General features: G+C 62.9%; 18 protein-coding genes and 1 pseudogene. 12 read left to right on the forward strand and 7 right to left on the reverse strand.

The features are described from left to right. Nucleotides 1-45: 45 nt before the first annotated feature. The 12 genes and pseudogenes from arcD to PSH87_RS22115 all read left to right on the forward strand — a co-directional run bounded on the left by arcD (nucleotide 46) and on the right by PSH87_RS22115 (nucleotide 14,584). Nucleotides 46-1,473: an arginine-ornithine antiporter gene (gene arcD / locus PSH87_RS22060; protein ID WP_026136948.1), complete on the forward strand. Its 1,428-nt coding sequence runs from the start codon at nucleotides 46-48 to the stop codon at nucleotides 1,471-1,473. A 34-nt stretch (nucleotides 1,474-1,507) separates the two neighbouring features. After that, nucleotides 1,508-2,764: an arginine deiminase gene (gene arcA, locus PSH87_RS22065; protein WP_017737995.1), complete on the forward strand. Its 1,257-nt coding sequence runs from the start codon at nucleotides 1,508-1,510 to the stop codon at nucleotides 2,762-2,764. A 69-nt stretch (nucleotides 2,765-2,833) separates the two neighbouring features. Continuing rightward, complete coding sequence (locus PSH87_RS22070) at nucleotides 2,834-3,844, forward strand: ornithine carbamoyltransferase (protein ID WP_017737996.1); 1,011 nt, start codon at nucleotides 2,834-2,836, stop codon at nucleotides 3,842-3,844. A gap of 162 nt (nucleotides 3,845-4,006) precedes the next feature. Further along, complete coding sequence (arcC, locus tag PSH87_RS22075; RefSeq protein ID WP_017737997.1) at nucleotides 4,007-4,936, forward strand: carbamate kinase; 930 nt, start codon at nucleotides 4,007-4,009, stop codon at nucleotides 4,934-4,936. Between the two features lie 18 nt (nucleotides 4,937-4,954). Continuing rightward, nucleotides 4,955-5,317 carry a DUF5064 family protein gene (locus PSH87_RS22080; RefSeq protein WP_017737998.1) on the forward strand — a complete coding sequence of 121 codons (363 nt, stop codon included), beginning with the start codon at nucleotides 4,955-4,957 and terminating at the stop codon, nucleotides 5,315-5,317. 202 nt (nucleotides 5,318-5,519) lie between these two features. Continuing rightward, nucleotides 5,520-7,028 (forward strand): sigma-54-dependent transcriptional regulator, encoded by a 1,509-nt coding sequence (locus tag PSH87_RS22085; RefSeq protein ID WP_305431135.1) that lies wholly within the window; start codon nucleotides 5,520-5,522, stop codon nucleotides 7,026-7,028. 412 nt (nucleotides 7,029-7,440) lie between these two features. Beyond that, a complete protein-coding gene (gene gcvH / locus PSH87_RS22090) occupies nucleotides 7,441-7,824 on the forward strand; it encodes a glycine cleavage system protein GcvH (protein ID WP_257783735.1) in 384 nt (127 codons plus the stop codon). A 10-nt stretch (nucleotides 7,825-7,834) separates the two neighbouring features. Further along, the gene (gcvP, locus tag PSH87_RS22095; protein ID WP_305431137.1) at nucleotides 7,835-10,672 is read left to right on the forward strand and encodes an aminomethyl-transferring glycine dehydrogenase; all 2,838 of its coding nucleotides are present in this window, start codon (nucleotides 7,835-7,837) and stop codon (nucleotides 10,670-10,672) included. Nucleotides 10,673-10,849: 177 nt separating this feature from the next. Then, nucleotides 10,850-12,226 (forward strand): L-serine ammonia-lyase, encoded by a 1,377-nt coding sequence (locus tag PSH87_RS22100; protein ID WP_017738002.1) that lies wholly within the window; start codon nucleotides 10,850-10,852, stop codon nucleotides 12,224-12,226. 39 nt (nucleotides 12,227-12,265) lie between these two features. Next, nucleotides 12,266-13,392, forward strand: a pseudogene (gcvT, locus tag PSH87_RS22105) (glycine cleavage system aminomethyltransferase GcvT). 391 nt (nucleotides 13,393-13,783) lie between these two features. Beyond that, complete coding sequence (locus PSH87_RS22110) at nucleotides 13,784-14,002, forward strand: cold-shock protein (protein ID WP_003193835.1); 219 nt, start codon at nucleotides 13,784-13,786, stop codon at nucleotides 14,000-14,002. 93 nt (nucleotides 14,003-14,095) lie between these two features. Then, the gene (locus PSH87_RS22115; RefSeq protein WP_305431139.1) at nucleotides 14,096-14,584 is read left to right on the forward strand and encodes an RDD family protein; all 489 of its coding nucleotides are present in this window, start codon (nucleotides 14,096-14,098) and stop codon (nucleotides 14,582-14,584) included. 135 nt (nucleotides 14,585-14,719) lie between these two features. Here the strand turns inward: PSH87_RS22115 and nadA are convergent, their stop codons facing one another. From nadA to PSH87_RS22150, 7 genes are all read right to left on the reverse strand, one after another. Beyond that, nucleotides 14,720-15,778 (reverse strand): quinolinate synthase NadA, encoded by a 1,059-nt coding sequence (gene nadA, locus PSH87_RS22120; protein WP_305431140.1) that lies wholly within the window; start codon nucleotides 15,776-15,778, stop codon nucleotides 14,720-14,722. Between the two features lie 235 nt (nucleotides 15,779-16,013). After that, nucleotides 16,014-17,300, reverse strand: a complete 1,287-nt coding sequence (locus PSH87_RS22125) for an OmpP1/FadL family transporter (RefSeq protein WP_305431141.1) — start codon at nucleotides 17,298-17,300, stop codon at nucleotides 16,014-16,016. Nucleotides 17,301-17,498: 198 nt separating this feature from the next. Then, entirely contained in the window at nucleotides 17,499-18,572 is a 1,074-nt protein-coding gene (locus PSH87_RS22130) for a glucuronyl hydrolase (RefSeq protein ID WP_305431142.1), read from the reverse strand. Next, complete coding sequence (locus tag PSH87_RS22135; RefSeq protein ID WP_305431144.1) at nucleotides 18,569-19,723, reverse strand: MFS transporter; 1,155 nt, start codon at nucleotides 19,721-19,723, stop codon at nucleotides 18,569-18,571. Before PSH87_RS22135 ends, PSH87_RS22130 begins: the two co-directional genes overlap by 4 nt. Beyond that, nucleotides 19,720-20,856, reverse strand: a complete 1,137-nt coding sequence (locus tag PSH87_RS22140; protein WP_305431146.1) for an acyl-CoA dehydrogenase family protein — start codon at nucleotides 20,854-20,856, stop codon at nucleotides 19,720-19,722. Before PSH87_RS22140 ends, PSH87_RS22135 begins: the two co-directional genes overlap by 4 nt. Beyond that, nucleotides 20,850-22,499 carry a class I adenylate-forming enzyme family protein gene (locus PSH87_RS22145; RefSeq protein ID WP_305431147.1) on the reverse strand — a complete coding sequence of 550 codons (1,650 nt, stop codon included), beginning with the start codon at nucleotides 22,497-22,499 and terminating at the stop codon, nucleotides 20,850-20,852. The genes PSH87_RS22140 and PSH87_RS22145 overlap by 7 nt, the downstream gene beginning before the upstream one ends. Beyond that, a complete protein-coding gene (locus PSH87_RS22150) occupies nucleotides 22,496-24,322 on the reverse strand; it encodes a CoA transferase (protein WP_305431149.1) in 1,827 nt (608 codons plus the stop codon). The genes PSH87_RS22145 and PSH87_RS22150 overlap by 4 nt, the downstream gene beginning before the upstream one ends. Nucleotides 24,323-24,326 lie beyond the last annotated feature (4 nt).

The following is a 24,326-nucleotide window of genomic DNA, read 5'->3' on the forward strand; positions in this document are numbered from 1 at the left end:
CAGAATTATTCTGTGGTCTCTCTTCTCCTGCATTGGAGTCACGCAATGTCTGACACTCCCGGAAAACTTAGGCTAGGTGCACTGGTTGCACTTGTCGTCGGCTCGATGATTGGTGGCGGGATCTTCTCTCTGCCACAAAACATGGCCGCCAGCGCCGATGTCGGCGCGGTGTTGATTGGTTGGGTGATTACCGCCATCGGCATGTTGACCCTCGCTTTTGTGTTCCAGACCCTCGCCAACCGCAAGCCCGACCTCGACGGCGGTGTGTACGCCTACGCCAAGGCCGGTTTCGGCGATTACATGGGCTTTTCGTCCGCCTGGGGTTACTGGATCAGCGCCTGGCTGGGCAACGTCGGTTACTTCGTCTTGCTGTTCAGCACCTTGGGTTACTTCTTCCCGATCTTCGGCGAGGGCAACACGCCAGCGGCCGTGATCGGTGCCTCGGCGCTGCTGTGGGCCGTGCATTTTCTGGTACTGCGCGGGATCAAGGAAGCGGCCTTCATCAACCTGGTGACCACCGTCGCCAAGGTCGTGCCGCTGGTGCTGTTCGTGTTGATCGCGCTGTTCGCGTTCAAGCTGGAAATCTTCACCGCGGACATCTGGGGCGTGAAGAACCCCGACCTGGGCAGCGTGATGAACCAGGTGCGCAACATGATGCTGGTCACCGTGTGGGTGTTTATCGGTATCGAGGGCGCGAGCATCTTCTCGTCCCGTGCGGAAAAACGCTCCGACGTCGGCAAGGCCACCGTGATCGGCTTTATCACCGTGCTGCTGTTCCTGATGCTGGTGAACGTGCTGTCCCTGGGGATCATGACCCAACCGGAACTGGCCAAGCTGCAGAACCCGTCGATGGCCGCTGTGCTGGAGCACGTGGTGGGTCACTGGGGCGCGGTGCTGATCAGCGTCGGCTTGATCATCTCGCTGCTGGGGGCGCTGCTGTCGTGGGTGCTGCTGTGTGCGGAGATCATGTTCGCCGCCGCCAAGGACCACACCATGCCGGAGTTCCTGCGCAAGGAAAACGCCAACCACGTGCCGGTCAACGCCCTGTGGCTGACCAACGCGATGGTGCAGCTGTTCCTGATCATCACGCTGTTCTCCGCCAGCACCTACCTGTCGCTGATCTACCTCGCCACTTCGATGATCCTGGTGCCCTACCTGTGGTCGGCGGCCTACGCCCTGCTGCTGGCGGTGCGCGGCGAGACCTACGAAAACGCCCTCAAGGAGCGCAAGAAAGACCTGTTCATCGGCGCCATCGCCCTGATCTATGCGATCTGGCTGCTCTACGCCGGTGGCACCAAATACCTGCTGCTTTCCGCCCTGCTCTACGCCCCCGGCGCGATCCTGTTCGCCAAGGCCAAGCGTGAACTGGGCAAACCGATTTTCACCAATGTCGAGAAGTTGATCTTCGCCGCAGTGGTCATTGGCGCCCTGGTGGCGGCCTATGGACTCTACGACGGCTTCCTGACCCTGTAACACCTGAATCTTTTTGTTCACTGGAGGATCTGTAATGACCACGGAAAAAGTGAAGTACGGCGTACATTCCGAAGCCGGCAAACTGCGCAAAGTCATGGTGTGCTCCCCAGGCTTGGCCCACCAGCGGCTGACCCCCAACAACTGCGATGAACTGCTGTTCGATGACGTGCTGTGGGTGGCCCAGGCCAAGCGTGACCACTTCGACTTCGTGACCAAGATGCGCGAGCGGGATATTGATGTGCTGGAAATGCACAACCTGCTCACCGACATCGTCGCCATCCCTGAAGCGCTGGACTGGATCCTGGAGCGCAAGATCACCGCCAACACCGTCGGCCTGGGCCTGGTCAATGAAGTCGGCTCGTGGCTGCGCAGCCTGGAGCCGCGCAAGACCGCCGAGTTCCTCATCGGTGGCGTATCCGCTGATGACCTGCCAAGCCAATTCGGCGGCAAGACCATCGAGATGTTCCGCGACTTCCTCGGCCACGCCAGCTTCATCCTGCCGCCGCTGCCCAACACCCAGTTCACCCGTGACACCACCTGCTGGATCTACGGCGGCGTGACGCTGAACCCGATGTACTGGCCGGCGCGACGTCAGGAAACCCTGCTGACCACCGCCATCTACAAATTCCACCCCGAGTTCACCAACGCTGATTTCGAAATCTGGTACGGCAACCCCGATGAAGAACACGGCGCTTCCACCCTGGAAGGCGGTGACGTGATGCCAATCGGCAACGGCGTGGTGTTGATCGGCATGGGCGAGCGCTCGTCCCACCAGGCGATCGGCCAACTGGCGCGCAACCTGTTCAAGAACAAGGCGGTGGAAAAAGTCATCGTCGCCGGCCTGCCAAAATCCCGCGCCGCGATGCACCTGGACACCGTGTTCAGCTTCTGCGACCGCGACCTCGTGACCATCTTCCCCGAAGTGGTCAACCAGATCGTCGCCTTCACCCTGCGCCCTGACGAAAGCAAACCCCACGGCATCGACATCACTCGGGAGAAATCCAACTTCCTCGACACCGTCGCCGCCGCCCTCGGCCTCAAGGCCCTGCGCGTGGTGGAAACCGGCGGCAACGCCTTCGCCGCCGAGCGCGAGCAGTGGGACGACGGCAACAACGTGGTGGCCGTGGAGCCTGGCGTGGTCATCGGCTACGACCGCAACACCTACACCAACACCCTGCTGCGCAAGGCCGGTGTGGAAGTGATCACCATCAGCGCCGGTGAACTGGGCCGGGGCCGTGGCGGCGGCCACTGCATGACCTGCCCGATCATCCGCGACCCTATCGACTACTAGACGACCATCCACCCGGCGGCGCATATCCCGCGCCGACCGGGCCGATTACCGAATCCAAGGAGAATCATCATGGCGTTCAACATCCACAACCGCAGCCTGCTCAGCCTGGAACACCACACCCCGCGCGAGCTGCGCTACCTGCTGGACCTGTCCCGCGACCTCAAGCGCGCCAAGTACACCGGCACCGAACAGCAGCACCTCAAAGGCAACAACATTGCGCTGATCTTCGAAAAAACCTCGACCCGCACCCGATGTGCCTTCGAAGTGGCCGCCTATGACCAGGGCGCCAACGTCACCTACATCGACCCGGGCTCGTCGCAGATCGGCCACAAGGAAAGCATGAAAGACACCGCCCGCGTGCTCGGGCGCATGTACGACGCCATTGAGTACCGTGGCTTCAAGCAGGAAATCGTCGAAGAACTGGCGAAGTTCGCCGGCGTGCCGGTGTTCAACGGCCTGACCGATGAATACCACCCGACCCAGATGATCGCCGACGTGCTGACCATGCGTGAACACGCCGACAAGCCGATCCACGAGATCAGCTACGCCTACCTGGGCGATGCGCGCAACAACATGGGCAATTCGCTGCTGCTGGTGGGTTCCAAGCTGGGCATGGACGTGCGCATCTGCGCGCCAAAAGCCCTGTGGCCTCACGATGACCTGGTGAGCCGCTGCAAGAAATACGCGGAAGAAAGTGGTGCACGCATCACCCTCACCGAAGACCCGAAGGCCGCGGTGAAAGGCGTGGACTTCATCCACACCGACGTCTGGGTCTCCATGGGCGAACCGGTGGAAGCCTGGGCCGAGCGCATCGAGCAACTGCTGCCGTACCAGGTTAACGCCGAGCTGATGAAAGCCACCGGCAACCCACGCACCAAGTTCATGCACTGCCTGCCGGCGTTCCACAACAGCGATACCAAGATCGGCAAGCAGATTGCCGAACAGTATCCGCACCTGGCCAATGGCATTGAAGTGACGGACGACGTGTTCGAGTCGCCGGCGTGTATTGCCTTCGAGCAGGCGGAAAACCGCATGCACACCATCAAGGCGATTTTGGTCTCCACCCTGGCTGACCTGTAATCCACAGCTCCCACTGACTCAACACGGTCAATGTGGGAGCTGGCTTGCCTGCGATGCAGGCAACTCGGTCGTTCAGGTAGACCGAGGTGATGCCATCGCGGGCAAGCCCGGCTCCCACATTGACCGCGTTCCTTCATCAGAATTTATGGAAGGACAATTGCTATGCGTATCGTCGTTGCACTGGGCGGGAACGCCCTGCTCCGCCGTGGTGAACCCATGACTGCGGACAACCAACGCGCCAATATCCGAATTGCCACCGAACAGATCGCCAAGATCCACCCCGGCAACGAACTCGTCATCGCCCACGGCAATGGCCCGCAAGTCGGCCTGCTGTCGTTGCAGGCGGCGGCCTACACCCAGGTGTCGCCGTACCCGCTGGACGTGCTCGGCGCCGAGACCGAAGGCATGATCGGCTACATCATCGAACAGGAACTGGGCAACCTGCTGGACTTCGAAGTGCCCTTCGCCACCCTGCTCACCCAGGTCGAAGTGGACGCCAACGACCCCGCTTTCAAAAACCCGACCAAGCCCATCGGCCCCGTGTACTCCAAGGCCGAAGCGGAACAACTCGCCGCCGAAAAAGGCTGGGCGATTGCCCCGGACGGCGACAAGTACCGCCGTGTGGTGGCCAGCCCGCGCCCCAAACGCATCTTTGAAATCCGCCCGATCAAGTGGCTGCTGGAAAAAAGCAGCATCGTGATCTGCGCCGGCGGTGGCGGCATCCCGACCCTGTACGGCGAAGACGGCAAGCTCAAGGGCATCGAAGCGGTGATCGACAAGGACCTGTGTTCGTCGCTGCTGGCGTCGCAACTGGAAGCCGACTTGCTGGTGATCGCCACCGACGTCAACGCCGCCTTTATCGACTACGGCAAGCCGACCCAGAAAGCCATCGGCCAGGCCCACCCCGACGACATCGAAAAACTCGGCTTCGCCGCCGGCTCCATGGGGCCCAAGGTGCAAGCGGCCTGCGAGTTCGCCCGCAAGACTGGCAAAACCGCCGTCATCGGTTCACTCTCGGACATCGAAGCGATTGTCCAGGGCAGCGCCGGTACACGCATCAGCACGGCAAAACCTGGCATCACCTACCTGTGAAGTTGAGGAGAAACGCCTATGGCCATCTTTGAACCGGGTCACCTGCACGTTGAACGTCATGCGCTCAATGCCAATGACTACAGCTACAACCTGTGCATCGACTACGAAGTCAGCCAGGACCCCAAGGAAGGCAAGGGCATGCTCTTCAAGCTGCATGGCTCGGTGCAGGGCAAGGACCTCAAGGAGGAGTTTTTCCTGCCCAAGGACCAGGCGTTCGACTTTGCCCGGCATGCGATGAACATCGCGCAGAAGTACGGGATGCCGAAGGTCGCGGTGCTCAACGGCTCGATGCACAAGCAGTACGACCTGATGTTCGAGGATGTGCGGCATCAGTTGGATGTGAAGCCCGGTGATCCGGTCAAGCCTGAACACCTGGAATGACCCTTCTCTCATAGGCAAAACAGGACAAATGTGGGAGCTGGCTTGTGTGGGAGCTGGCTTGCCTGCGATAGCGGAGTGTCAGGCGACATCAATGTCACTGCTCCACCGCCATCGCAGGCAAGCCAGCTCCCACATTTTTTGATCTCCATCGCCCGTCAGGCATACTGGCCGCCTCTCGCTCGCCAGAATCCAGATTCGCCCCATGCGTATCCACGTCAGCTTCATCGACCGCGTCGGCATCACCCAGGAAGTCCTGGCCCTGCTCGGTGGGCGCAATCTCAACCTGGATGCGGTGGAGATGGTGCCGCCCAACGTCTACATCGACGCGCCGACCCTCAGCGCCGAGGTGCTCGAAGAACTGCGCGACGCCCTCTTCAGCGTGCACGGCGTACAGGCCGTCACCGTGGTGGACATCCTCCCCGGCCAGCGCCGCCACCTGCAACTCGACGCCCTGCTGGCCGCCATGACCGACCCGGTGCTGGCCCTGGACAGCGCGGGCAAGATCCTGCTGGCCAACCCGGCGTTGATCGCGCTGTACGGTCGCGAACCCGCCGGCGAAAGCATCAGCGAGCTGTTCAACGACCCGGCGCTGCTGGCGACCTTGCTGGAGCATGGCTTTCGCTTGCCGCTGCGCGAGATCAGCGTCAACGGCCAGACCCTGCTGCTGGACGCCACGCCGATCACCGACGCCGGCGCCCTGCTGACCCTCTACCAACCCAACCGCATCGGCGAACAACTGTCGGCGCTGCACCACGACCATGCCGAAGGCTTTGATGCGCTGCTTGGCGAATCGCCGGTGATCCGTACCCTCAAGGCGCGGGCGCAGCGGGTGGCGGCGCTGGATGCACCGCTGTTGATCCAGGGCGAGACCGGCACCGGCAAAGAGCTGGTGGCGCGGGCCTGTCACGCCAGCAGTGCGCGCCACAGTGCACCGTTCCTGGCATTGAACTGCGCGGCGTTGCCGGAGAACCTCGCCGAGAGCGAGTTGTTCGGCTACGCGCCGGGCGCGTTTACCGGCGCGCAACGCGGTGGCAAGCCGGGGCTGATGGAACTGGCGAACCAGGGCACGGTGTTTCTCGATGAGATCGGCGAGATGTCGCCGTATTTGCAGGCCAAGCTGCTGCGCTTTCTCAATGACGGCAGCTTCCGCCGCGTGGGGGGCGACCGTGAGGTGAAGGTCAACGTGCGCATCCTCAGCGCCACCCACCGCGACCTGGAAAAGATGGTCAGCGAGGGCACTTTTCGCGAAGACCTGTTCTACCGCCTCAACGTGCTCAACGTCGAAGTGCCACCGCTGCGCCAACGCGGCCAGGACATCCTGCTGCTGGCGCGCTACTTCATGCAGCAGGCCTGTGCGCAGATCCAGCGCCCGGTCTGCCGTCTCGCGCCGGGCACCTACCCGGCGCTGCTGGGCAACCGCTGGCCGGGCAACGTGCGCCAGTTGCAGAACGTGATCTTCCGCGCCGCCGCCATCTGCGAAAGCAGCCTGGTGGACATCGGCGACCTCGACATCGCCGGCACCTCGGTGGCGCGCCAGGGCGACAACGAAGTCGACAGCCTGGAACAGGCCGTGGAAGACTTCGAGCGCAGCCTGCTGGAGAAGCTCTACACCAGCTATCCCTCGACTCGGCAGCTGGCCAGCCGCTTGCAAACGTCGCACACCGCCATCGCCCATCGCCTGCGCAAATACGGCATTCCCAGCAAGCCCTGACAAAAACACAGCTCAACATGTGGAGCAGGCTTTTGTGGGAGCTGGCTTGCCTGCGATACCGGCAACTCGGTCTTTCAGTGATACTGCGGTGATGCTATCGCAGGCAAGCCAGCTCCCACAGTGATCGCATTCCAATTTTGGGTCTGAGAACGACATCCAGTGTACCGATATCGCTACAGCGTAACGATATCGCTACAACCCTGTTTTTTGCGTGCCATGCAAGGCTTTGATCCGCATAGGCTTTTTTTCCTGCGCAGAACTGTAGCGAAATCGCTACACCCTCAATGCATAAGGCTATAACCAATTTTTCTAACTTGTTGATTTATAACAACTTAACAACCTTGGCCGCGATCTTGCTAAGCAACTCCCCATTATTCCGTCCACCAGACGAATCTGGCCCCGAGGAGTTTCCATGAGCGAGTTGCGTTTCACTGAAGATCACGAATGGCTGCGCGCCGAAGCTGACGGCAGCGTCACCGTGGGTATCACCGCTTTCGCACAGAACGCGCTGGGTGATGTGGTTTTCGTGCAACTGCCGGAGTTGCAGGCCTACGACAAGGGCGCCGAAGCGTCCACCGTGGAGTCGGTCAAGGCCGCCAGCGGCGTGTACATGCCGCTTGAGGGCGAAGTACTGGAAGTGAACGACAAGTTGAGCGACAGCCCGGAACTGGTCAACGAAGACCCGATGGGCGAAGGCTGGTTCTTCCGCTTTAAACCGGCCGATGCCGACGCGGTAGCTAAACTGTTGGATCAGGACGCGTACGACCGCCTGATCAAAGCCAACGCTGAAGCTTGAGGAGCGCGCAATGACCGTTCAACTGACCACCGCCAACGAATTCATCGCCCGCCACATCGGCCCGCGTGCGGAAGACGAGCAGCAGATGCTCGCCAGCCTGGGTTTTGACTCCCTCGAAGCCCTGAGCGCCAGCGTGATCCCGGAAAGCATCAAGGGCACCAGCGTGCTCGGCCTGGAAGACGGCCTGAGCGAAGCCGAAGCCCTGGCCAAGATCAAGGCCATCGCCGGCAAGAACCAGCTGTTCAAGACCTACATCGGCCAGGGCTACTACAACTGCCATACGCCGTCGCCGATCCTGCGCAACCTCCTGGAAAACCCGGCCTGGTACACCGCCTACACGCCGTATCAACCCGAAATTTCCCAGGGCCGCCTGGAAGCGCTGCTGAACTTCCAGACCCTGATCAGCGACCTCACCGGCCTGCCGATCGCCAACGCCTCCCTGCTGGACGAAGCCACCGCCGCCGCCGAAGCCATGACCTTCTGCAAGCGCCTGAGCAAGAACAAGGGCAGCAACGCCTTCTTCGCCTCGATCCACAGCCACCCGCAAACCCTCGACGTGCTGCGCACCCGTGCCGAGCCACTGGGCATTGAAGTAGTCGTAGGCGATGAGCGCGAATTGACCGACGTCAACCCGTTCTTCGGCGCCCTGCTTCAATACCCGGCGAGCAACGGTGACGTGTTCGACTACCGCGCACTGACCGAGCGCTTCCACGCCGCCAACGCCCTGGTGGCCGTGGCCGCCGACCTGCTGGCCCTGACCCTGCTCGCTCCGCCGGGTGAGTTCGGCGCCGACGTGGCCATCGGCAGCGCGCAACGCTTCGGCGTGCCGCTGGGCTTTGGTGGCCCGCACGCGGCGTACTTCTCCACCAAGGATGCGTTCAAGCGCGACATGCCGGGCCGCCTGGTCGGTGTATCCGTCGACCGTTTCGGCAAGCCGGCCCTGCGCCTGGCCATGCAGACCCGCGAGCAACATATCCGCCGCGAGAAAGCCACGTCGAACATCTGCACCGCCCAGGTGCTGCTGGCCAACATCGCCAGCATGTACGCCGTGTACCACGGCCCCAAAGGCCTGACCCAGATCGCCCAGCGCGTGCACCAGCTGACCGCGATCCTGGCCAAGGGCCTGACCGCCCTGGGCTTGAAGGTCGAGCAGGAAAACTTCTTCGACACCCTCACCCTCAACACCGGCGCCAACACCGCCGCGCTGCACGACAAGGCCCGCGCCCAGCGCATCAACCTGCGTGTGGTGGACGGTGAGCGTCTTGGCGTTTCCGTGGATGAAACCACCAACCAGGCTGATATCGAAACGCTGTGGTCGATCTTCGCCGACGGCAAGGCACTGCCCGCCTTCACCGAGACTGAAAGCACCCTGCCCGCTGCCCTGCTGCGCCAGTCGCCCGTGCTCAGCCACCCGGTGTTCAACCGTTATCACTCGGAAACCGAGCTGATGCGCTACCTGCGCAAGCTGGCCGACAAGGACCTGGCGCTGGACCGCACCATGATCCCGCTGGGCTCCTGCACCATGAAGCTCAACGCCGCCAGCGAAATGATCCCGGTGACCTGGGCCGAGTTCGGCGCCCTGCACCCGTTCGCCCCGGCTGAGCAAAGCGCCGGCTACCTGGAGCTGACCAGCGACCTGGAAGCCATGCTCTGCGCCGCCACCGGCTACGACGCGATCTCGCTGCAACCGAACGCCGGTTCCCAGGGTGAGTACGCCGGCTTGCTGGCGATCCGTGCCTATCACCAGAGCCGTGGCGATGAACGTCGCGACATCTGCCTGATCCCGTCGTCGGCCCACGGCACCAACCCGGCGACCGCCAACATGGCCGGTATGCGCGTGGTCGTCACCGCCTGCGATGCACGCGGCAACGTCGACATCGAAGACCTGCGCGCCAAGGCCATCGAGCACCGCGAGCACCTCGCTGCGCTGATGATCACCTACCCGTCCACCCACGGCGTGTTCGAAGAAGGTATCCGCGAAATCTGCGGGATCATTCACGACAACGGCGGCCAGGTGTACATCGACGGCGCCAACATGAACGCCATGGTCGGCCTGTGCGCACCGGGCAAGTTCGGCGGCGACGTGTCCCACCTGAACCTGCACAAGACCTTCTGCATTCCCCACGGCGGTGGCGGCCCGGGCGTTGGCCCGATTGGCGTGAAGTCGCACCTCACGCCGTTCCTGCCAGGCCACGCGGCCATGGAACGCAAGGAAGGCGCGGTGTGCGCGGCGCCGTTCGGCAGCGCGAGCATTTTGCCGATCACCTGGATGTACATCAGCATGATGGGCGGCGCAGGCCTCAAGCGCGCATCGCAACTGGCGATCCTGAATGCCAACTACATTTCCCGTCGCCTCGAAGAGCACTACCCCGTGCTCTACACCGGCAGCAACGGCCTGGTGGCGCATGAATGCATCCTCGACCTGCGCCCACTGAAAGACAGCAGCGGCATCAGCGTGGATGACGTGGCCAAGCGTTTGATCGACTTCGGTTTCCACGCACCGACCATGTCGTTCCCGGTGGCCGGCACCTTGATGATCGAGCCGACCGAAAGCGAATCCAAGGAAGAACTGGACCGCTTCTGCAACGCCATGATCGCCATCCGCGAAGAAATCCGCGCGGTGGAAAACGGCACCCTGGACAAGGACGACAACCCGCTGAAAAACGCGCCACACACCGCCGCTGAATTGGTGAGCGAGTGGACGCACCCCTACACCCGCGAGCAGGCGGTGTACCCGGTGCCGTCGTTGATCGAAGGCAAGTACTGGCCGCCGGTTGGGCGGGTGGACAACGTGTTTGGTGATCGCAACCTGGTGTGCGCCTGCCCGTCGATCGAGAGCTACGCGTAAACCTGACTGACGGAACACGATTCAATGTGGGAGCTGGCTTGCCTGCGATAGCGGTGTATCAGTGACAGAGATGTTGCCTGACCCACTGCTATCGCAGGCAAGCCAGCTCCCACATGGACCTCCTCCACAGTTAGACCGAGTCCATCCAGAAAATAATAAGAAACCGGAGAACAACTCATGTCTTTAAGCGTGTTCGACCTGTTCAAGATTGGCATCGGCCCCTCCAGTTCCCACACCGTTGGCCCGATGCGCGCCGCCGCTCGATTCGTCGAGGGTCTCAAGCGCGACCACCTGCTGGGCACCACCACCTGCGTCAAGGTGGAGCTCTATGGCTCGTTGGGCGCCACTGGCAAAGGCCACGGCAGCGACAAGGCCGTGTTGCTGGGCCTGGAAGGCGAACACCCCGACACCGTGAATACCGAAACCGTGGCTGCCCGCCTGGCGCAGATGCGCAAGGACGGCCGCCTGAATTTGCTCGGTGAACACAGCATTGCGTTCAACGAGAAAGAACACCTGGCGATGATCCGCAAACCCCTCGCCTACCATCCCAACGGCATGATCTTTCGTGCTTTCGACGCCACCAACATCCAGATCCGCAGCCGTGAGTACTACTCGGTCGGCGGTGGTTTTGTGGTGGATGAAGACGCCGCCGGCGCCGACCGCATCGTCGAAGATGCCACACCGCTGACCTTCCCGTTCAAGCATGCCAAGGACCTGCTCGGCCATTGCACCACCTACGGGCTGTCCATCAGCCAGGTCATGCTGACCAACGAAAGTGCCTGGCGCCCCGAAGCGGAAACCCGCGCCGGGTTGCTGAAGATCTGGCAAGTGATGCAGGACTGCGTGGATGCGGGCTGTCGCAACGAAGGCATCTTGCCCGGTGGCTTGAAGGTCAAGCGCCGCGCGGCGGCGTTGCATCGGCAACTGTGCAAGCACCCGGAGTCGGCGCTGCGGGATCCGCTGTCGGTGCTGGACTGGGTCAACCTGTACGCGCTGGCCGTCAACGAAGAAAACGCCAACGGCGGGCGCGTGGTGACGGCGCCCACCAACGGCGCGGCCGGGATTGTGCCGGCCGTGCTGCATTACTACATGCGCTTTATCCCCGGTGCGAATGAAGATGGCGTGGTGCGCTTCCTGCTCACCGCTGCCGCCATCGGCATTCTCTACAAGGAAAACGCCTCGATCTCCGGTGCCGAAGTCGGCTGCCAGGGCGAAGTCGGCGTGGCCTGCTCCATGGCCGCCGGCGCCCTGTGCGAAGTGTTGGGCGGCACGGTGTCCCAGGTGGAAAACGCCGCCGAGATCGGCATGGAACACAACCTCGGCCTGACCTGCGACCCGATTGGCGGGCTGGTGCAGGTGCCGTGCATCGAGCGCAACGCAATGGGCTCGGTGAAAGCCATCAATGCGGTGCGCATGGCCTTGCGCGGCGACGGGCAGCACTTTGTGTCCCTCGACAAGGTCATCCGCACCATGCGCCAGACCGGCGCCGATATGAAAAGCAAATACAAGGAAACCGCCCGTGGCGGTTTGGCGGTCAACATTATCGAGTGCTGACGCCTCAAGGCGCGCCAGCACGTTTTTCAGGAGCTGAACATGTCCACCGAAACCCTGTTGAAAACCCCATTGCACGCCCTGCACCTCGAACTCGGCGCGCGCATGGTGCCCTTCGCCGGCTACGACATGCCGGTGCAATACCCGTTGGGCGTGATGAAGGAACACCTGCACACCCGTGATCAGGCCGGGCTGTTCGACGTGTCCCACATGGGCCAGATCCGCCTCACTGGCGCGAATGCCGCCAAGGCCCTGGAAACCCTGGTACCGGTCGACATCATCGACCTGCCGGTGGGCATGCAGCGTTATGCGATGTTCACCAATGACCAAGGCGGCATCCTCGACGACCTGATGGTGGCCAACCTGGGTAACGACGAGCTGTTCCTGGTGGTCAATGCCGCGTGCAAGGACCAGGACCTGGCGCACCTGCGCACACACATTGGCGAACAGTGCAGCATCGAGCCGCTGTTCGAAGAACGCGCCCTGCTCGCCCTGCAAGGCCCGGCGGCGGTGAAGGTGCTGGCGCGCCTCGCACCGGAAGTGACCAAGATGACCTTCATGCAGTTCGCCACCCTGCGCCTGCTGGGTGTGGAGTGCTACGTCAGCCGTTCGGGCTACACGGGTGAAGACGGCTTTGAAATCTCCGTGCCCGCCGCCAACGCCGAAAGCCTGGCCCGCAGCCTGCTGGCCGAGACCGAAGTACAGGCCATCGGCCTGGGCGCCCGCGATTCCCTGCGCCTGGAAGCCGGCCTGTGCCTGTACGGCCACGACATGAACGCCGAGACCACCCCCATCGAAGCCAGCCTGCTGTGGGCGATCTCCAAGGCCCGTCGCGCCGATGGCCCGCGTGCCGGGTGGTTTCCCGGGCGCCGATCGCATCTTTACCCAGCAGCAAACCGGTGTGAGCCGCAAGCGTGTGGGCCTGCTGCCCCAAGAGCGTACGCCGGTGCGTGAAGGCGCAGAGATCGTCGACGAACACGGCACCGTGATCGGCAACGTGTGCAGCGGCGGTTTTGGCCCGACCCTCGGCGGCCCGCTGGCCATGGGTTACCTGGACAGCGCATTCACGGCACTGGATACGGAAGTGTCTGCGTTGGTACGTGGGGAAAAAGGTGCCACTTCGTGTAAGTAAAATGCCATTTGTGCCGCAACGTTACTATCGCGGCTGATTGACTGTTTCTATAAGTAACGCGGCTGCGTTAACGCGCACTAATTTGTAACGCAGCCGCCATAAAACAGTGCATTGACGATAGTCAATTTAATAGGGGATAACCTATAACAAGTGATCAACTCTATCGAATAAGCCGAATCCACCGCGGTGACAAAAGTGTCATAAAGCCGAGCAAACGCTGGGGTTTTGGCAGGGCTTGTATTTTCTCTATTAGTTGGCGTAGAGTTTGCCCACTGTGTTTGCATGGGTCGCTTTGAACCTGGACCTGGGCAGTAGCTGAAGTAGTTGCGCTACAACCCGTTCGACGTCTTACTTTCCTGCAATCCAGCCCAGTACTCTTTCATGCGAAAGAGGCTGTCATTAATTTTTAGCGTCAAGGAAATAAGAAAATGTCGGATAGCAAACGTCAGAGCGGCACCGTCAAGTGGTTTAACGACGAGAAAGGGTTTGGTTTTATCACTCCAGAAAGCGGCCCGGATCTGTTCGTGCATTTCCGCGCTATTCAAGGCAACGGCTTCAAGAGCCTGAAAGAAGGCCAGAAAGTGACCTTCGTCTCGGTCCAGGGCCAAAAAGGCCTGCAAGCAGACGAAGTACAAGCAGAAGGCTGATCCTTCCTGCGACAAAAAGCCCCTGATATGACATCAGGGGCTTTTTTATGGGCGTTATTCCGTACTATGGGTTTTTTCTCCAGAGAGCCTGCCATGTCCAAATCCCTGCTGAGCCCCCAGGGCGAATTTCCCGCCGTTGGCCTGGGCCGTCGTCTGGCAGCGATGTTCTATGACTTCTTGCTGTGCACCGCGCTGCTGATCGTCACCGCGTTTATCTACAAGCTGGTGTGGATGGCGTTTATCGGCGAAGCCAGGATGCGCACCCTCACCGAATCCGGCGCGCTGGACGGCGACCCGCTGCTGTCAACGATTCTGCTGTTTGTGGTGTTTGGTTTCTTCGCCAAGTTCTGGACCCATTCCGGGCAGACCCTGGGCATGCAGGTGTGGGGCGTGCGCGTGCAGAACGCGGATGGCTCGCGCATCAGCCTGTGGCAGGCGCTGCTGCGGTTTGTGGTGTCGATTGCATCGTGGTTGTGCGTGGGGCTGGGGTTTGTCTGGGCGCTGTTTGATAAGCAAAAGCGCAGCTGGCATGACATCTATTCGGATACGCAGTTGGTGCGGATTCCGAAGCAGAAGAAATAATCCCACCGAATGAAGATCCAAATGTGGGAGCGGGCTTGCCCGCGATGAGGGAGTGTCAGTCCAGGCATGTGTTGACTGATACACCGCTATCGCGGGCAAGCCCGCTCCCACATTTCTAATTGTGCCCACTCAGGATCAGGCGTTGCCCGCCAACTTCAACCGCGCCGCCTGGGTGAAATCCAGCATGCGCTTGAGCGGCCGCACCGCCTGCGGAATCACCGACGGTTCGACAAAGATCTCGTTACTGCCCTCACGCAGGCACTGCAACGTCCGCTCCAGCGTATTCATCGCCATCCACGGGCAGTGCGCGCAACTGCGGCATGCCGCGCCGTTGCCGGCGGTGGGCGCTTCGACAAACACCTTGTCCGGGCACAACTGCTGCATCTTGTAGAAGATGCCGCGGTCGGTGGCCACGATAAACGTCTTGTTCGGCAAACGCTGGGCAGCCGCGATCAATTGGCTGGTGGAACCCACGGCGTCCGCCAGTTCGATCACGGCGGTCGGCGATTCCGGGTGCACCAGGATCGCGGCGTCCGGGTACAGCGCCTTCATGTCTTCCAACTGCTTGGACTTGAACTCTTCGTGGACGATGCACGCACCGTCCCACAGCAGCATGTCGGCACCGGTCTGGCGCTGGATGTAGGTGCCCAGGTGCTTGTCCGGGCCCCAGATAATGGTCTCGCCGTTGTCCATCAGGCTCTCGACGATTTCTAGCGCGCAGCTGGACGTCACCACCCAATCCGCGCGGGCTTTGACCGCCGCCGAGGTGTTGGCGTAGACCACCACGGTGCGCTCGGGATGCTGGTCGCAAAACGCCGAAAATTCGTCCACCGGGCAACCCAGGTCGAGGGAGCACGTGGCTTCCAGGGTCGGCATGAGGATGCGTTTTTCCGGGGTGAGGATCTTGGCCGTCTCGCCCATGAACCGCACGCCGGCGACCAGTACGGTCTTGGCCGGGTGGGCGGCGCCGAAGCGGGCCATTTCCAGGGAGTCGGAAACACAGCCACCGGTTTCTTCGGCCAGGGCCTGGATCACCGGGTCGCAGTAGAAGTGGGCCACCAGCACCGCGTCCTGGGCTTTAAGCTCGGCGGCGATGGCGGCGCGCAGGCTCGCCTCTTCTTCGGCGCTGAGGGCCTTGGGCTGCTTGGCGTCGAGGTGGGCTTGAACCAGAAGGCGTTCGGAAATGTGCGTCATGTTCGCAAGACCTGCAGGCGCAGTAGCGCGAAAGTCGAGTGTACCACCGGCTCTGGAGCCTTTCGGGCGCCGCCGGACGAAGTGTTTTTGTTCATCAAGCACGGGTGAAGCTGCGCAAGGCTACAGAATATCCAATCGTTTCAAAAGCCTAATCTGGCATCCAGCGGCACGCCTGTCGGGCAAAAAAAACGGCAAGGGCCGGTGATGGGCCTTGCCGTTTGCAGGTTGGCACAGGTCAGAAGCGATAAGTGACCGAACCCCCAAAGCCGTTGGCGCTGTTTTCGTACTTGGCGTCGTAAGTCAGCTGCAACTGCGGGTTGTTGTCGCGGACCTTGATCGGCTCCTCCTTCAGGTAGGAATAGGCCACGTCAAAGGTCAGGTTATCCACGGGCGTCCAGCCGGCACCCAGGCTGAATACGGTGCGATCGCCCGTCGGAATGCGCACCGAACGATCGGTGTTGTTGGTCGGCGTCTGGTCCACGGAGAAGCCCGTGCGCAGCACCAGTTGCTTGTTGAGCTGATACGACAGGCCGATCGCGTGGGACCAGGTGTCATGCCAATGCTGTTCTTCGGTGATGGAATCCAGGCCGGCCAGCTCGGCCGTAATGTCGGACACACCAGTGTTGTTGACCGTGATCTTCTTCAACTGGCTCCAGCGGGTGTAGGTGCTGCCCACATAGAGGGTCAGCGCATCGCTCAATTGATGGGTGACCGAGAAGTCCACCGAGGACGGAGTGGTGACGTTCAGCTTGGCGTCATACTTCTGCGGCCCGCCGTCCAGCAGGTCGGACAGCACGCCCGAGGCGTTGGTATGGCCGCTCAGGTGATAGACCACTTGCGAATGGTAGGTGACGCCAACGCGAGTCGTGTCCAGGGCCTGCACCAGAATCCCGGCGTTGAAGCCCATCGCGGTGTCATCGCCCTTGATCTTGGCCGTTTCCGTGCCCAGGCCAAACGCAGGCACCTTGGAGTCCAACTCGCCGCTGATCTTGTTGAAGGTCGGGCCGAAACCTACCGACACCTTGTCGTTGAACGCGTAGCTGACCGTCGGTTGCACGGTGATGACCTGGACCTTGCTCTTATTGCCAAAGCCATTGCCCTGGAAGCTGTGCTCGTAGTCGGTCACCAGGCCAAACGGTGCGTAGACCCCCAGGCCAAACGCCCAGTGTTCGTCGATCGGCGTCACCAGGTAACCCATCGGCACGGCAATGCCGGGGACCATGTCGCCTTTGTTGGTACCTGGGTTGTCGGCGCCGCCCTGGGAGGAACTGGCGTCCTTGATGTTGGATTTGGCATCGAGGTAGGTCGCACCGATGCTCACTTCATTCTGTTTGATGCGAGCCATACCGGCCGGGTTGCCGAACACCGTACTGGCGTCATCGGCCGAGGACGAGCGACCGGCGTAGCCTGTACCCATCGAACTGATGCTTTGTTCGTTGAGGGCAAACCCTCCGGCGAACAGCGGTGTAGAGGCAAGCGAAATGGCGAGCGCCAGAGCGCTTTTAAGAGTTTTTTTATTCATTATTAGGACTCGAATTGTTGGGCAGCGGGGAGAAAACTACCAACCTTCGAGGGGAGCGATTATGAAGAGTTTTTCATGCGCGAATTTGTCGGACAATCATAGCCATTTCAAAGACTTTGACTGATTTAGCGCTTCTTTTTATGACTTTTTAACCTGATCGTGACCCGCTGGTTTCTATCCGTAGGCGCAGACGGGGGCTCAGATCACCCGAGCATCCAACTCCCCCGCCCAAGCCATCAGCGCCGCCAGCAAAAAGAAGCTGCCACAGGCCGATTCCACCTTCTGCTCTGTCGTCGCCGACGTGCGATAACAATGCCCGCTGAAACGCCCTTCGACAAAGTCGCCACTGCGCACGATAGCCGCCAGCAAACGCCCCGCCTCCTGCTGCAACACATGCCCATCGGCTTGCTCCAGCGCCTGTGCTTGCAGGGCCAGCGAAGCCATGGCGGCGGCACACGGATCGTTTGGCCCGTCGGGCTGAGCCTGGCGATTGAGCGGTGCTTGCACCGAGCGGCTGCGCAGCCAGTATTGGCTGGCGCGCTGGGCGTCCTCGCGAAACGGCACACCGTACAGACGCGCACCAACGCCGAGGCCGAGCATGGCCCAGGCTTGCCCACGGGACCAGTCGCCCGCCGGGTCGCCCGCGTGCCATTGGCCTTGTTCATGAAGTGCGTGACTGCTCCAGGCGCCATCCGCGCCCGCACAGGCGCGAAACGACGTCTGCAAGTGCTGGCGCCCCAAACTCAGCAAGTCAGGGGTGTTGCCCAATGCGAACAGGTTTAACGTCGCCGCCAACGGGTCGATGCTCAAGCACCGATCACCCAGCGCGCCACCGCCCATTTCTCGGCCCAAGGGGATGCAACACAACACCGGATCAAACCCATGGGCCAGGCGCTGTGCGGCCTCGCCCGCCAGCGCGGCAGCCTCGGAATCCGCCAACAACTGCGCACCAAGACCGGCGCCGTACCAGAAGATCAGGGCGCGATGATGGGTGTCGCTGTCGAGCTTGTCCCGCAGGCGTTCGGCAATCCTCAGCGCGTGCTGCCGATCCGCCTGGCGCCCGTAATGAACCGCGCGCAGCCACCACACACCCGCCCAGAAACCACCCAGCCACGAGCCACCGGCCGAGACTTTCCAGGCGCCGTCGTTGTACAGCGGGAAACCCTCACCACAGACCGCCTCGATCTGCTCCAGTCGAGACAGAAGTGCCTCGATGGCGCGCTGCGTCTCGGCACTGTTGAGCGGCCGGTCCAACACTTCAAACGCACTCATTTGACCACCTGCAAACCCGGCGCAGCACGCACCCGCGTCAACACCAGGCTAAGCCCACAGGCCAGCAGCACCACGCCGATGGGCATCCACCAGGATTGGCCAAACACCAACCCGAACAACGGCGGGCCCAGCGCAAACCCGCCGAAAAAGCCCACCGAGAGTAGACCGGCCGAGGGCGCTGGTGCGCCGAAACCGGGGTCACGCAGCACCATGCTCATGGCGATGGCATTGGTCGCCACCGCCGTCAGCCCCATGCCCAGCGCACCGGCCCACAACAGCCAGTGACGCGCGGGCGTAGCCTGGGACGTCAGCCACAACGCCACGCTCGCCAGCAGCAGCAACACCAGCAACAGCCACGACTCATCGGCCATGCGCGCGCCCAACGGCGTCAACAGCGTGCGCGCGACAATGCCCATCACGCCAAAGCCGGCGATCAAGCCACCGATGGCCGTGGCCGACATGCCCTGCCCGGCGGCGAACACACCGAGAAAAGTCACGAAGGACGACAACACCACGCCCACGCACAACTGGATACTCATCAACACAGCCAGGCGCCCAGTCGGCCGTGCCACCCGCAAGCTCAGTGGTTTACGCGCCGACGACGCTGGCGCCACACGCGGCCCCAACACCGCCAGCAACAGCGCCGGGATCAACAGGCAAGCCAAGGCCCCGCGCCAACCAAAACCCAGCGCCAAGCCCGGCAACAACGCACCGGCAAACAACGCTGAGACTTGCACCCCGGACTGCTTCAACCCCACCACCGCCGCCTTGAACGCTGGCTCCACGCGCTCGGCAATCAGCAGATTGGTCACCGGGTTGGCCAACGCCTGGGCGATGCCGCACACCGTCAGCGCCAGCACCACACCCGCAAATCCCGGCAAAGCGGCGAGCAGGCTGTAGGAACACGCCGTGCTCCAAAACAACAACGCCAAACCGCGCCGACTGCCCAGCCAATTCACCAGCGGCCCGGCCCACAACGACAGCAACGCGGCAAAACCAAAGGTGCTGGTGATCAACCAACCGAGCCATGGCGTCGGCACGCCAAGGTCGGCGACCATCAGCGGGCCCAGGGTGCCGACCGCGTAGAAGATCAGCATCGGCAGGGCCATGGCGCAGGTCAGCACCACGCGCAACCACAGGCGATTGCTCATCCCCGCGCTCCCGACGACGGCTGGTCGAAGTCCAACCCGTCCACGCCACAGCTGTCGAGCAGCTGCCGGCCGACTGCACTGATCAGCGCATCGTCGGTGCCGTCGAGAATGTGCGTGGTGCGCGCCGTGTTGTAGATCCCCGGCAGTGGCGACCACGCGCTCAAGCCTTCGGCGCCCATGATCTGGATCGCCGAATCCGCCGCCGCGCTCAACGCCTGGGACGCCGCGACCTTGGCGATATTCACTTCAACGCTGTTGGCCACGCCCGCATCACGCTTGGCCGCCGCGTCCTGCAACAACAACCGCGCACTGGCGATGGCCTGGTACACAGTGAACACCCGCAGGCGCACCAACTGCTTGTCCGCCAGGCGCGCCTGTTGGCCACGGGGCGAATGAATACGCGCGCACATCAGGTCAAAACAACGCTGCGCCAACCCCAGCCAATGCACCGAGCGCAGGATGCGTCCCAGCCCCAGGCGCTCCTGCATCAGCGCCAGCCCTTGCCCCGGCTGGCCCAGCACATAGCTGGGCGCCACCGGCACATCGTCAAAGGCCAACTCGCCCTGGCCACTGAAACGGCCAAGGATCGACAACGGCCGCACCACGCGAAACCCCGGCGCATCCGCCGGCACCAGGAACATCGACAAGCCCTGCGCCGTCTGCGCCACTACCGTGACCAACGCCGCCCGCTCGGCGCGGCAGATAAACCACTTGCGCCCATTCAAGCGCCACTGGCCGTCGATCAGTTCCGCGTGCGCGGTGATCGTCGCCGGGATCGAGCCGATGCTGTCCGGCTCGGACATGCCGTAACTGGACACCATCGCCCCGCACGCCAACGGCTCCAGGAAACGCTGGCGCACCGCCTCGCTGGCGTGGCGGCTGAGCATATGCAGATCCAGGGTGGCGTCATCGCCAAAGATCGCCGGGGCGTATTCCGAACGCCCTTCCTGCTCGGCCACCGCCAGATACTCGCGCAGGCTACCGCCGGTTTGCGGATAAAAATTGCCCCACAACCCTTCGGCCCGCGCCTGCTCGCTCAGCTCGGCCAGCAACTGCGGGTTGCTGGCCAACTCGCCTTCCAAAGGGATGATGCGCTCATCGACAAACTGCCGTACCCGCTGCGCCTTCAACATGCGATGCCCGCCCCGCTTTCGAGGAACGCCACTTCGGCGGCCAGGGATTTCTTGTCGATCTTGCCCGCTGGCGTCAGCGGCAACTGGCGATAGAAACGCAGGTATTCCGGCAGCTTGTTCACCTCCAGCCCTTGCTCGCGCAGGTAGTCGGTCAACTCACTGAGGGAGAAACGCGGCGCGCCGTCACGCAAGGTCACGCAGATGCACACGCGCTGGCCGAGGTCCGGGTCGGGCACCGCGACGCAGGCGACGCTGACCACATCCGGGTGGCTGGTGGCGAGGGTTTCGATCTGCACCGGGCTGATGTTCGCGCCGCCGCGGATGATGATGTCTTTCTTGCGCCCGGCCAAAATCAGGTAGCCGTCGCTGTCGATGTAACCGAGGTCGCCGGTGTTCACCCAGCCTTCGGCGTCGCGGTACTGCGCGTCGAGCTCCGGCGCGTTGACGTACTGCATCGGGCTCAACGGGCCGCGCGCCTTGATTTCGCCGACACTGCCCTGGGGCAATTCCACGCCGTCTTCGTCGAAGATCTTGATCGCACACACCGCCGGGTTCGGCCGGCCGACGCTGTAGAACACCACATCCAGCGCATCGTCCAGGGTGTTGTGACAGTTCACCCCGTCGGCGGAACCGTAGAGGCTGATAAAACCGCAACCGAACGCCTCGACGCAGCGGCGCACGGTGACTTCATCGATCAGCGAACCGCCGCAGATCAGGCCGAGCAGGCTGGATTTATCCACCTGCGCCAACCGCGCATCGGCGGCGATACGTTGCAGCATGGTCGGCACGCCGAGGATGTGGGTCGGACGCAATTGGGCGATGGCGTCGATGGCCGCGCCGACATCGAACTGCGGCAACACCGCAATCGAACCGCCGAGCCAGGACAGGCTGCCAAAGGTCGCCGTCGAACCAAACGACGAACCCAGCGGCACCAGGTACAGGCCACGGAACGTGCCGCCTTCGGGATGCACGCGTTGCAGGAAACGCCCGCGTCCGCCGACCAGGGCATTGTGGGAATAGGCGACCAATTTAGGCTCCGATTCGGTGCCGGAGGACACCAGCAACCGCACCGGAGAATTCGGGCACACCTCGGGCAATTGCGCTGCGCTCAACGGCTCGGCCTGGAACATCTGCGCAAGGCTCAGCCAGCCTTTGCGCGCCTCGCCTTCGACGATCAGCACGCGCAGCGACAACAGCGTCGGGCGCAGGGCTTCGATGACCTGGCACAAATCGATGCCGGCGTACTGCGCCGGCACGATCACCGCGCGCGCATCGCAACGGCGCACCAGGGATTGGATGTCGAGGCTGCCGCGCCCCGGTGGAAACGGCGCGACCACCGCGCCCAGCGCTGCCGCCGCGAGGTCGATGGCGCAGCTGCGCCAGCTGTTGGTCAGTTGATACGCCACCACGTCGCCGGCAACGATGCCCGCGTTGCGCAAACTGGCAGCCATGCGCAGCGCCGCGGCGTGCAGCTCGCCGTAGCTGATGCGGCTGTCGGGTTCGAGCACCGCCGGTTTGTGCGGATCACGCTCGGCGTGCTCGCGAAACAGTTGGTAGACCGAACGGTTGGGGTAGGTGCCGTCCTGTTCCCACACGCTGCGCACAGCGGCGGGAACCAGATCGATAATGCCTGCGTTATTCATCGAAAACTCCAGTGAGCGTTGACCGAGGTATAGGCATTCACGCTTAAACACGTCTTCAATCGCCTGTCTTGAGCCAGGGCTGACAGGTCTTCTACGGCCACCACGGCCGGGATGTCGGCGGCGCCCAGCACCTGTTGCCAGGTAGCGGCGGGTTGCGACGCCAAGGCGCTGCGGATGGCTGCGTCACGCGTTTCAGGAGCGTTGTGCAGGTCGCAGGCGAGGATGTTTTCCAGTTGTTCAAGTTGCTGCGCGGTCTGGCAGTCGATGGCCAGCACACCGTCGGCAGTCGGGTAGACGCCCTTGAGCAGGCTTGCTGCGGGCACGTCCTGCACCGTCAGCAGGTTGGCGGCGCCGAGCAGCGAGCTGTCGACCCGCGCGCCCTGGCCGCTGAGGGCACGGTGCAGCAATGCCGCACTCACGCCTTGCGCCGCGACCACACCGCCGAGCACATCGAGCACGGTGAACAACGAACCACCCGGCGTGGCCGACGCCTGGCCGATCTGTGCGCCGACACCGGACCACGCCTGCACCATAAAGTCGGTGCCGGGTAGCGGTTCGCCCGGGCGGTCGTGGCCCCAGCCACCGGCGTAGGCGTACACCAGCGCCGGGTTGACGCGCATCAGGTCGCTGCTGTCCAAGCCCAGCTCGGCGGCCTTGCCCGGCGCCCAGTTGTGCAGGAACACATCGGCGTCACGCACGCGCTCAAACAGTTCGTCGCGACCGGCACGGGACTTGATATCCAACTCGCGCACCTGCTTGTGCCGGTTCAGCGCATCGAAGCGCACCGACACGCCATCCACACACGGCGGCATGCCGCGCAACGGATCACCGCCGGGCAATTCGAGGCGGATCACTTCGGCGCCCAGCAGCGCCAGCAGATGCCCGGCCAGCGGGCCCTGGATGCGGCGGCAGGATTCGATCACGGTGAGGCCGCTCAACGGCAGCGCCGGGTTGTCCAGGGCGCGCAGTGGCTGGCCGCCGGCGGCGACGGCAAAACTCCACGGGCCTTGGGCGATTTGCGCGGGCAGGTCTGCATCGCTACGGCGCTCGGCAAGGCTGCGCAACGGGCACACCGCCATACCGCTCAAGGCGCACAACGCAGTGATGCGCGCCATGGACAAGCGCGCCATGGCCTGACGGAACACCGGCGGCATCGGCGCGACGGCTTTGGCATAGCGCAGCAGGAAGGCTTTCCAGCCCTGCCCGGCCTGTTCGCCGTCGATGCCGACCTGCGCCCAGAAGCGCCGCCAAGGTTCGGCGTCGAGGGTTTCCAACTCAAAATACACGCCGTCCGCCGACATGAACGGCGGGCGATTCTTCGCGCACGTCGCCCCGGGCAGCAGGCGTTCGGCTTCGGCGCCCGCCGTGGCACCGGCCAGGTATTGGGCGATGCTCAACACGCCGGCGCCGGCCATGGAGGTGTCCACGCGGCTGAAATCGCCGCCGCGCAGTTGCCCGACGGCTGCGGCGAACACGCCTTGCAGCGCGAGGCTGGCGCCGAGGGTGGAGACGTAATCCACCCCCAACCCCTGGGCCTTGCCGCTGGCCCGGCCGTGCACCGACATCAGGCCGCAGGCCGCTTGCAGCGTGTGTTCGGTGGCGCCGGCGGACGTGCCGTCGGCCCAGCCCTGAATCACGCCCTGCACCGACTTGAGGTCAGGATGATGCAGGCCGATGCACATGGCATCGCGCCTGTCGCTGTCGTGGGGCGCCAGGCCCAGCGCCGTCGCCTGGTAGCGCAGAGACGCGGCCAAGCTGGCCATCCCGGCCGGTGCGCCGGTAAACGTGCCGCTGAGGCTACAGCCGTGTAGAAGTGCAGACATTCGA

Origin of the sequence: Pseudomonas sp. FP453 (genome assembly GCF_030687495.1) — a bacterium.
In the GTDB taxonomy this organism is placed as follows: domain Bacteria; phylum Pseudomonadota; class Gammaproteobacteria; order Pseudomonadales; family Pseudomonadaceae; genus Aquipseudomonas.

Excerpts from the sequence above, each read along its gene's own strand:
- arcD (WP_026136948.1), top strand. The coding sequence starts at position 46 with ATGTCTGACACTCCCGGAAAACTTAGGCTAGGTGCACTGGTTGCACTT.
- arcA (WP_017737995.1), top strand. The coding sequence starts at position 1,508 with ATGACCACGGAAAAAGTGAAGTACGGCGTACATTCCGAAGCCGGCAAA.
- PSH87_RS22070 (WP_017737996.1), top strand. The coding sequence starts at position 2,834 with ATGGCGTTCAACATCCACAACCGCAGCCTGCTCAGCCTGGAACACCAC.
- arcC (WP_017737997.1), top strand. The coding sequence starts at position 4,007 with ATGCGTATCGTCGTTGCACTGGGCGGGAACGCCCTGCTCCGCCGTGGT.
- PSH87_RS22080 (WP_017737998.1), top strand. The coding sequence starts at position 4,955 with ATGGCCATCTTTGAACCGGGTCACCTGCACGTTGAACGTCATGCGCTC.
- PSH87_RS22085 (WP_305431135.1), top strand. The coding sequence starts at position 5,520 with ATGCGTATCCACGTCAGCTTCATCGACCGCGTCGGCATCACCCAGGAA.
- gcvH (WP_257783735.1), top strand. The coding sequence starts at position 7,441 with ATGAGCGAGTTGCGTTTCACTGAAGATCACGAATGGCTGCGCGCCGAA.
- gcvP (WP_305431137.1), top strand. The coding sequence starts at position 7,835 with ATGACCGTTCAACTGACCACCGCCAACGAATTCATCGCCCGCCACATC.
- PSH87_RS22100 (WP_017738002.1), top strand. The coding sequence starts at position 10,850 with ATGTCTTTAAGCGTGTTCGACCTGTTCAAGATTGGCATCGGCCCCTCC.
- PSH87_RS22110 (WP_003193835.1), top strand. The coding sequence starts at position 13,784 with ATGTCGGATAGCAAACGTCAGAGCGGCACCGTCAAGTGGTTTAACGAC.
- PSH87_RS22115 (WP_305431139.1), top strand. The coding sequence starts at position 14,096 with ATGTCCAAATCCCTGCTGAGCCCCCAGGGCGAATTTCCCGCCGTTGGC.
- nadA (WP_305431140.1), bottom strand. The coding sequence starts at position 15,778 with ATGACGCACATTTCCGAACGCCTTCTGGTTCAAGCCCACCTCGACGCC.
- PSH87_RS22125 (WP_305431141.1), bottom strand. The coding sequence starts at position 17,300 with ATGAATAAAAAAACTCTTAAAAGCGCTCTGGCGCTCGCCATTTCGCTT.
- PSH87_RS22130 (WP_305431142.1), bottom strand. The coding sequence starts at position 18,572 with ATGAGTGCGTTTGAAGTGTTGGACCGGCCGCTCAACAGTGCCGAGACG.
- PSH87_RS22135 (WP_305431144.1), bottom strand. The coding sequence starts at position 19,723 with ATGAGCAATCGCCTGTGGTTGCGCGTGGTGCTGACCTGCGCCATGGCC.
- PSH87_RS22140 (WP_305431146.1), bottom strand. The coding sequence starts at position 20,856 with ATGTTGAAGGCGCAGCGGGTACGGCAGTTTGTCGATGAGCGCATCATC.
- PSH87_RS22145 (WP_305431147.1), bottom strand. The coding sequence starts at position 22,499 with ATGAATAACGCAGGCATTATCGATCTGGTTCCCGCCGCTGTGCGCAGC.
- PSH87_RS22150 (WP_305431149.1), bottom strand. The coding sequence starts at position 24,322 with ATGTCTGCACTTCTACACGGCTGTAGCCTCAGCGGCACGTTTACCGGC.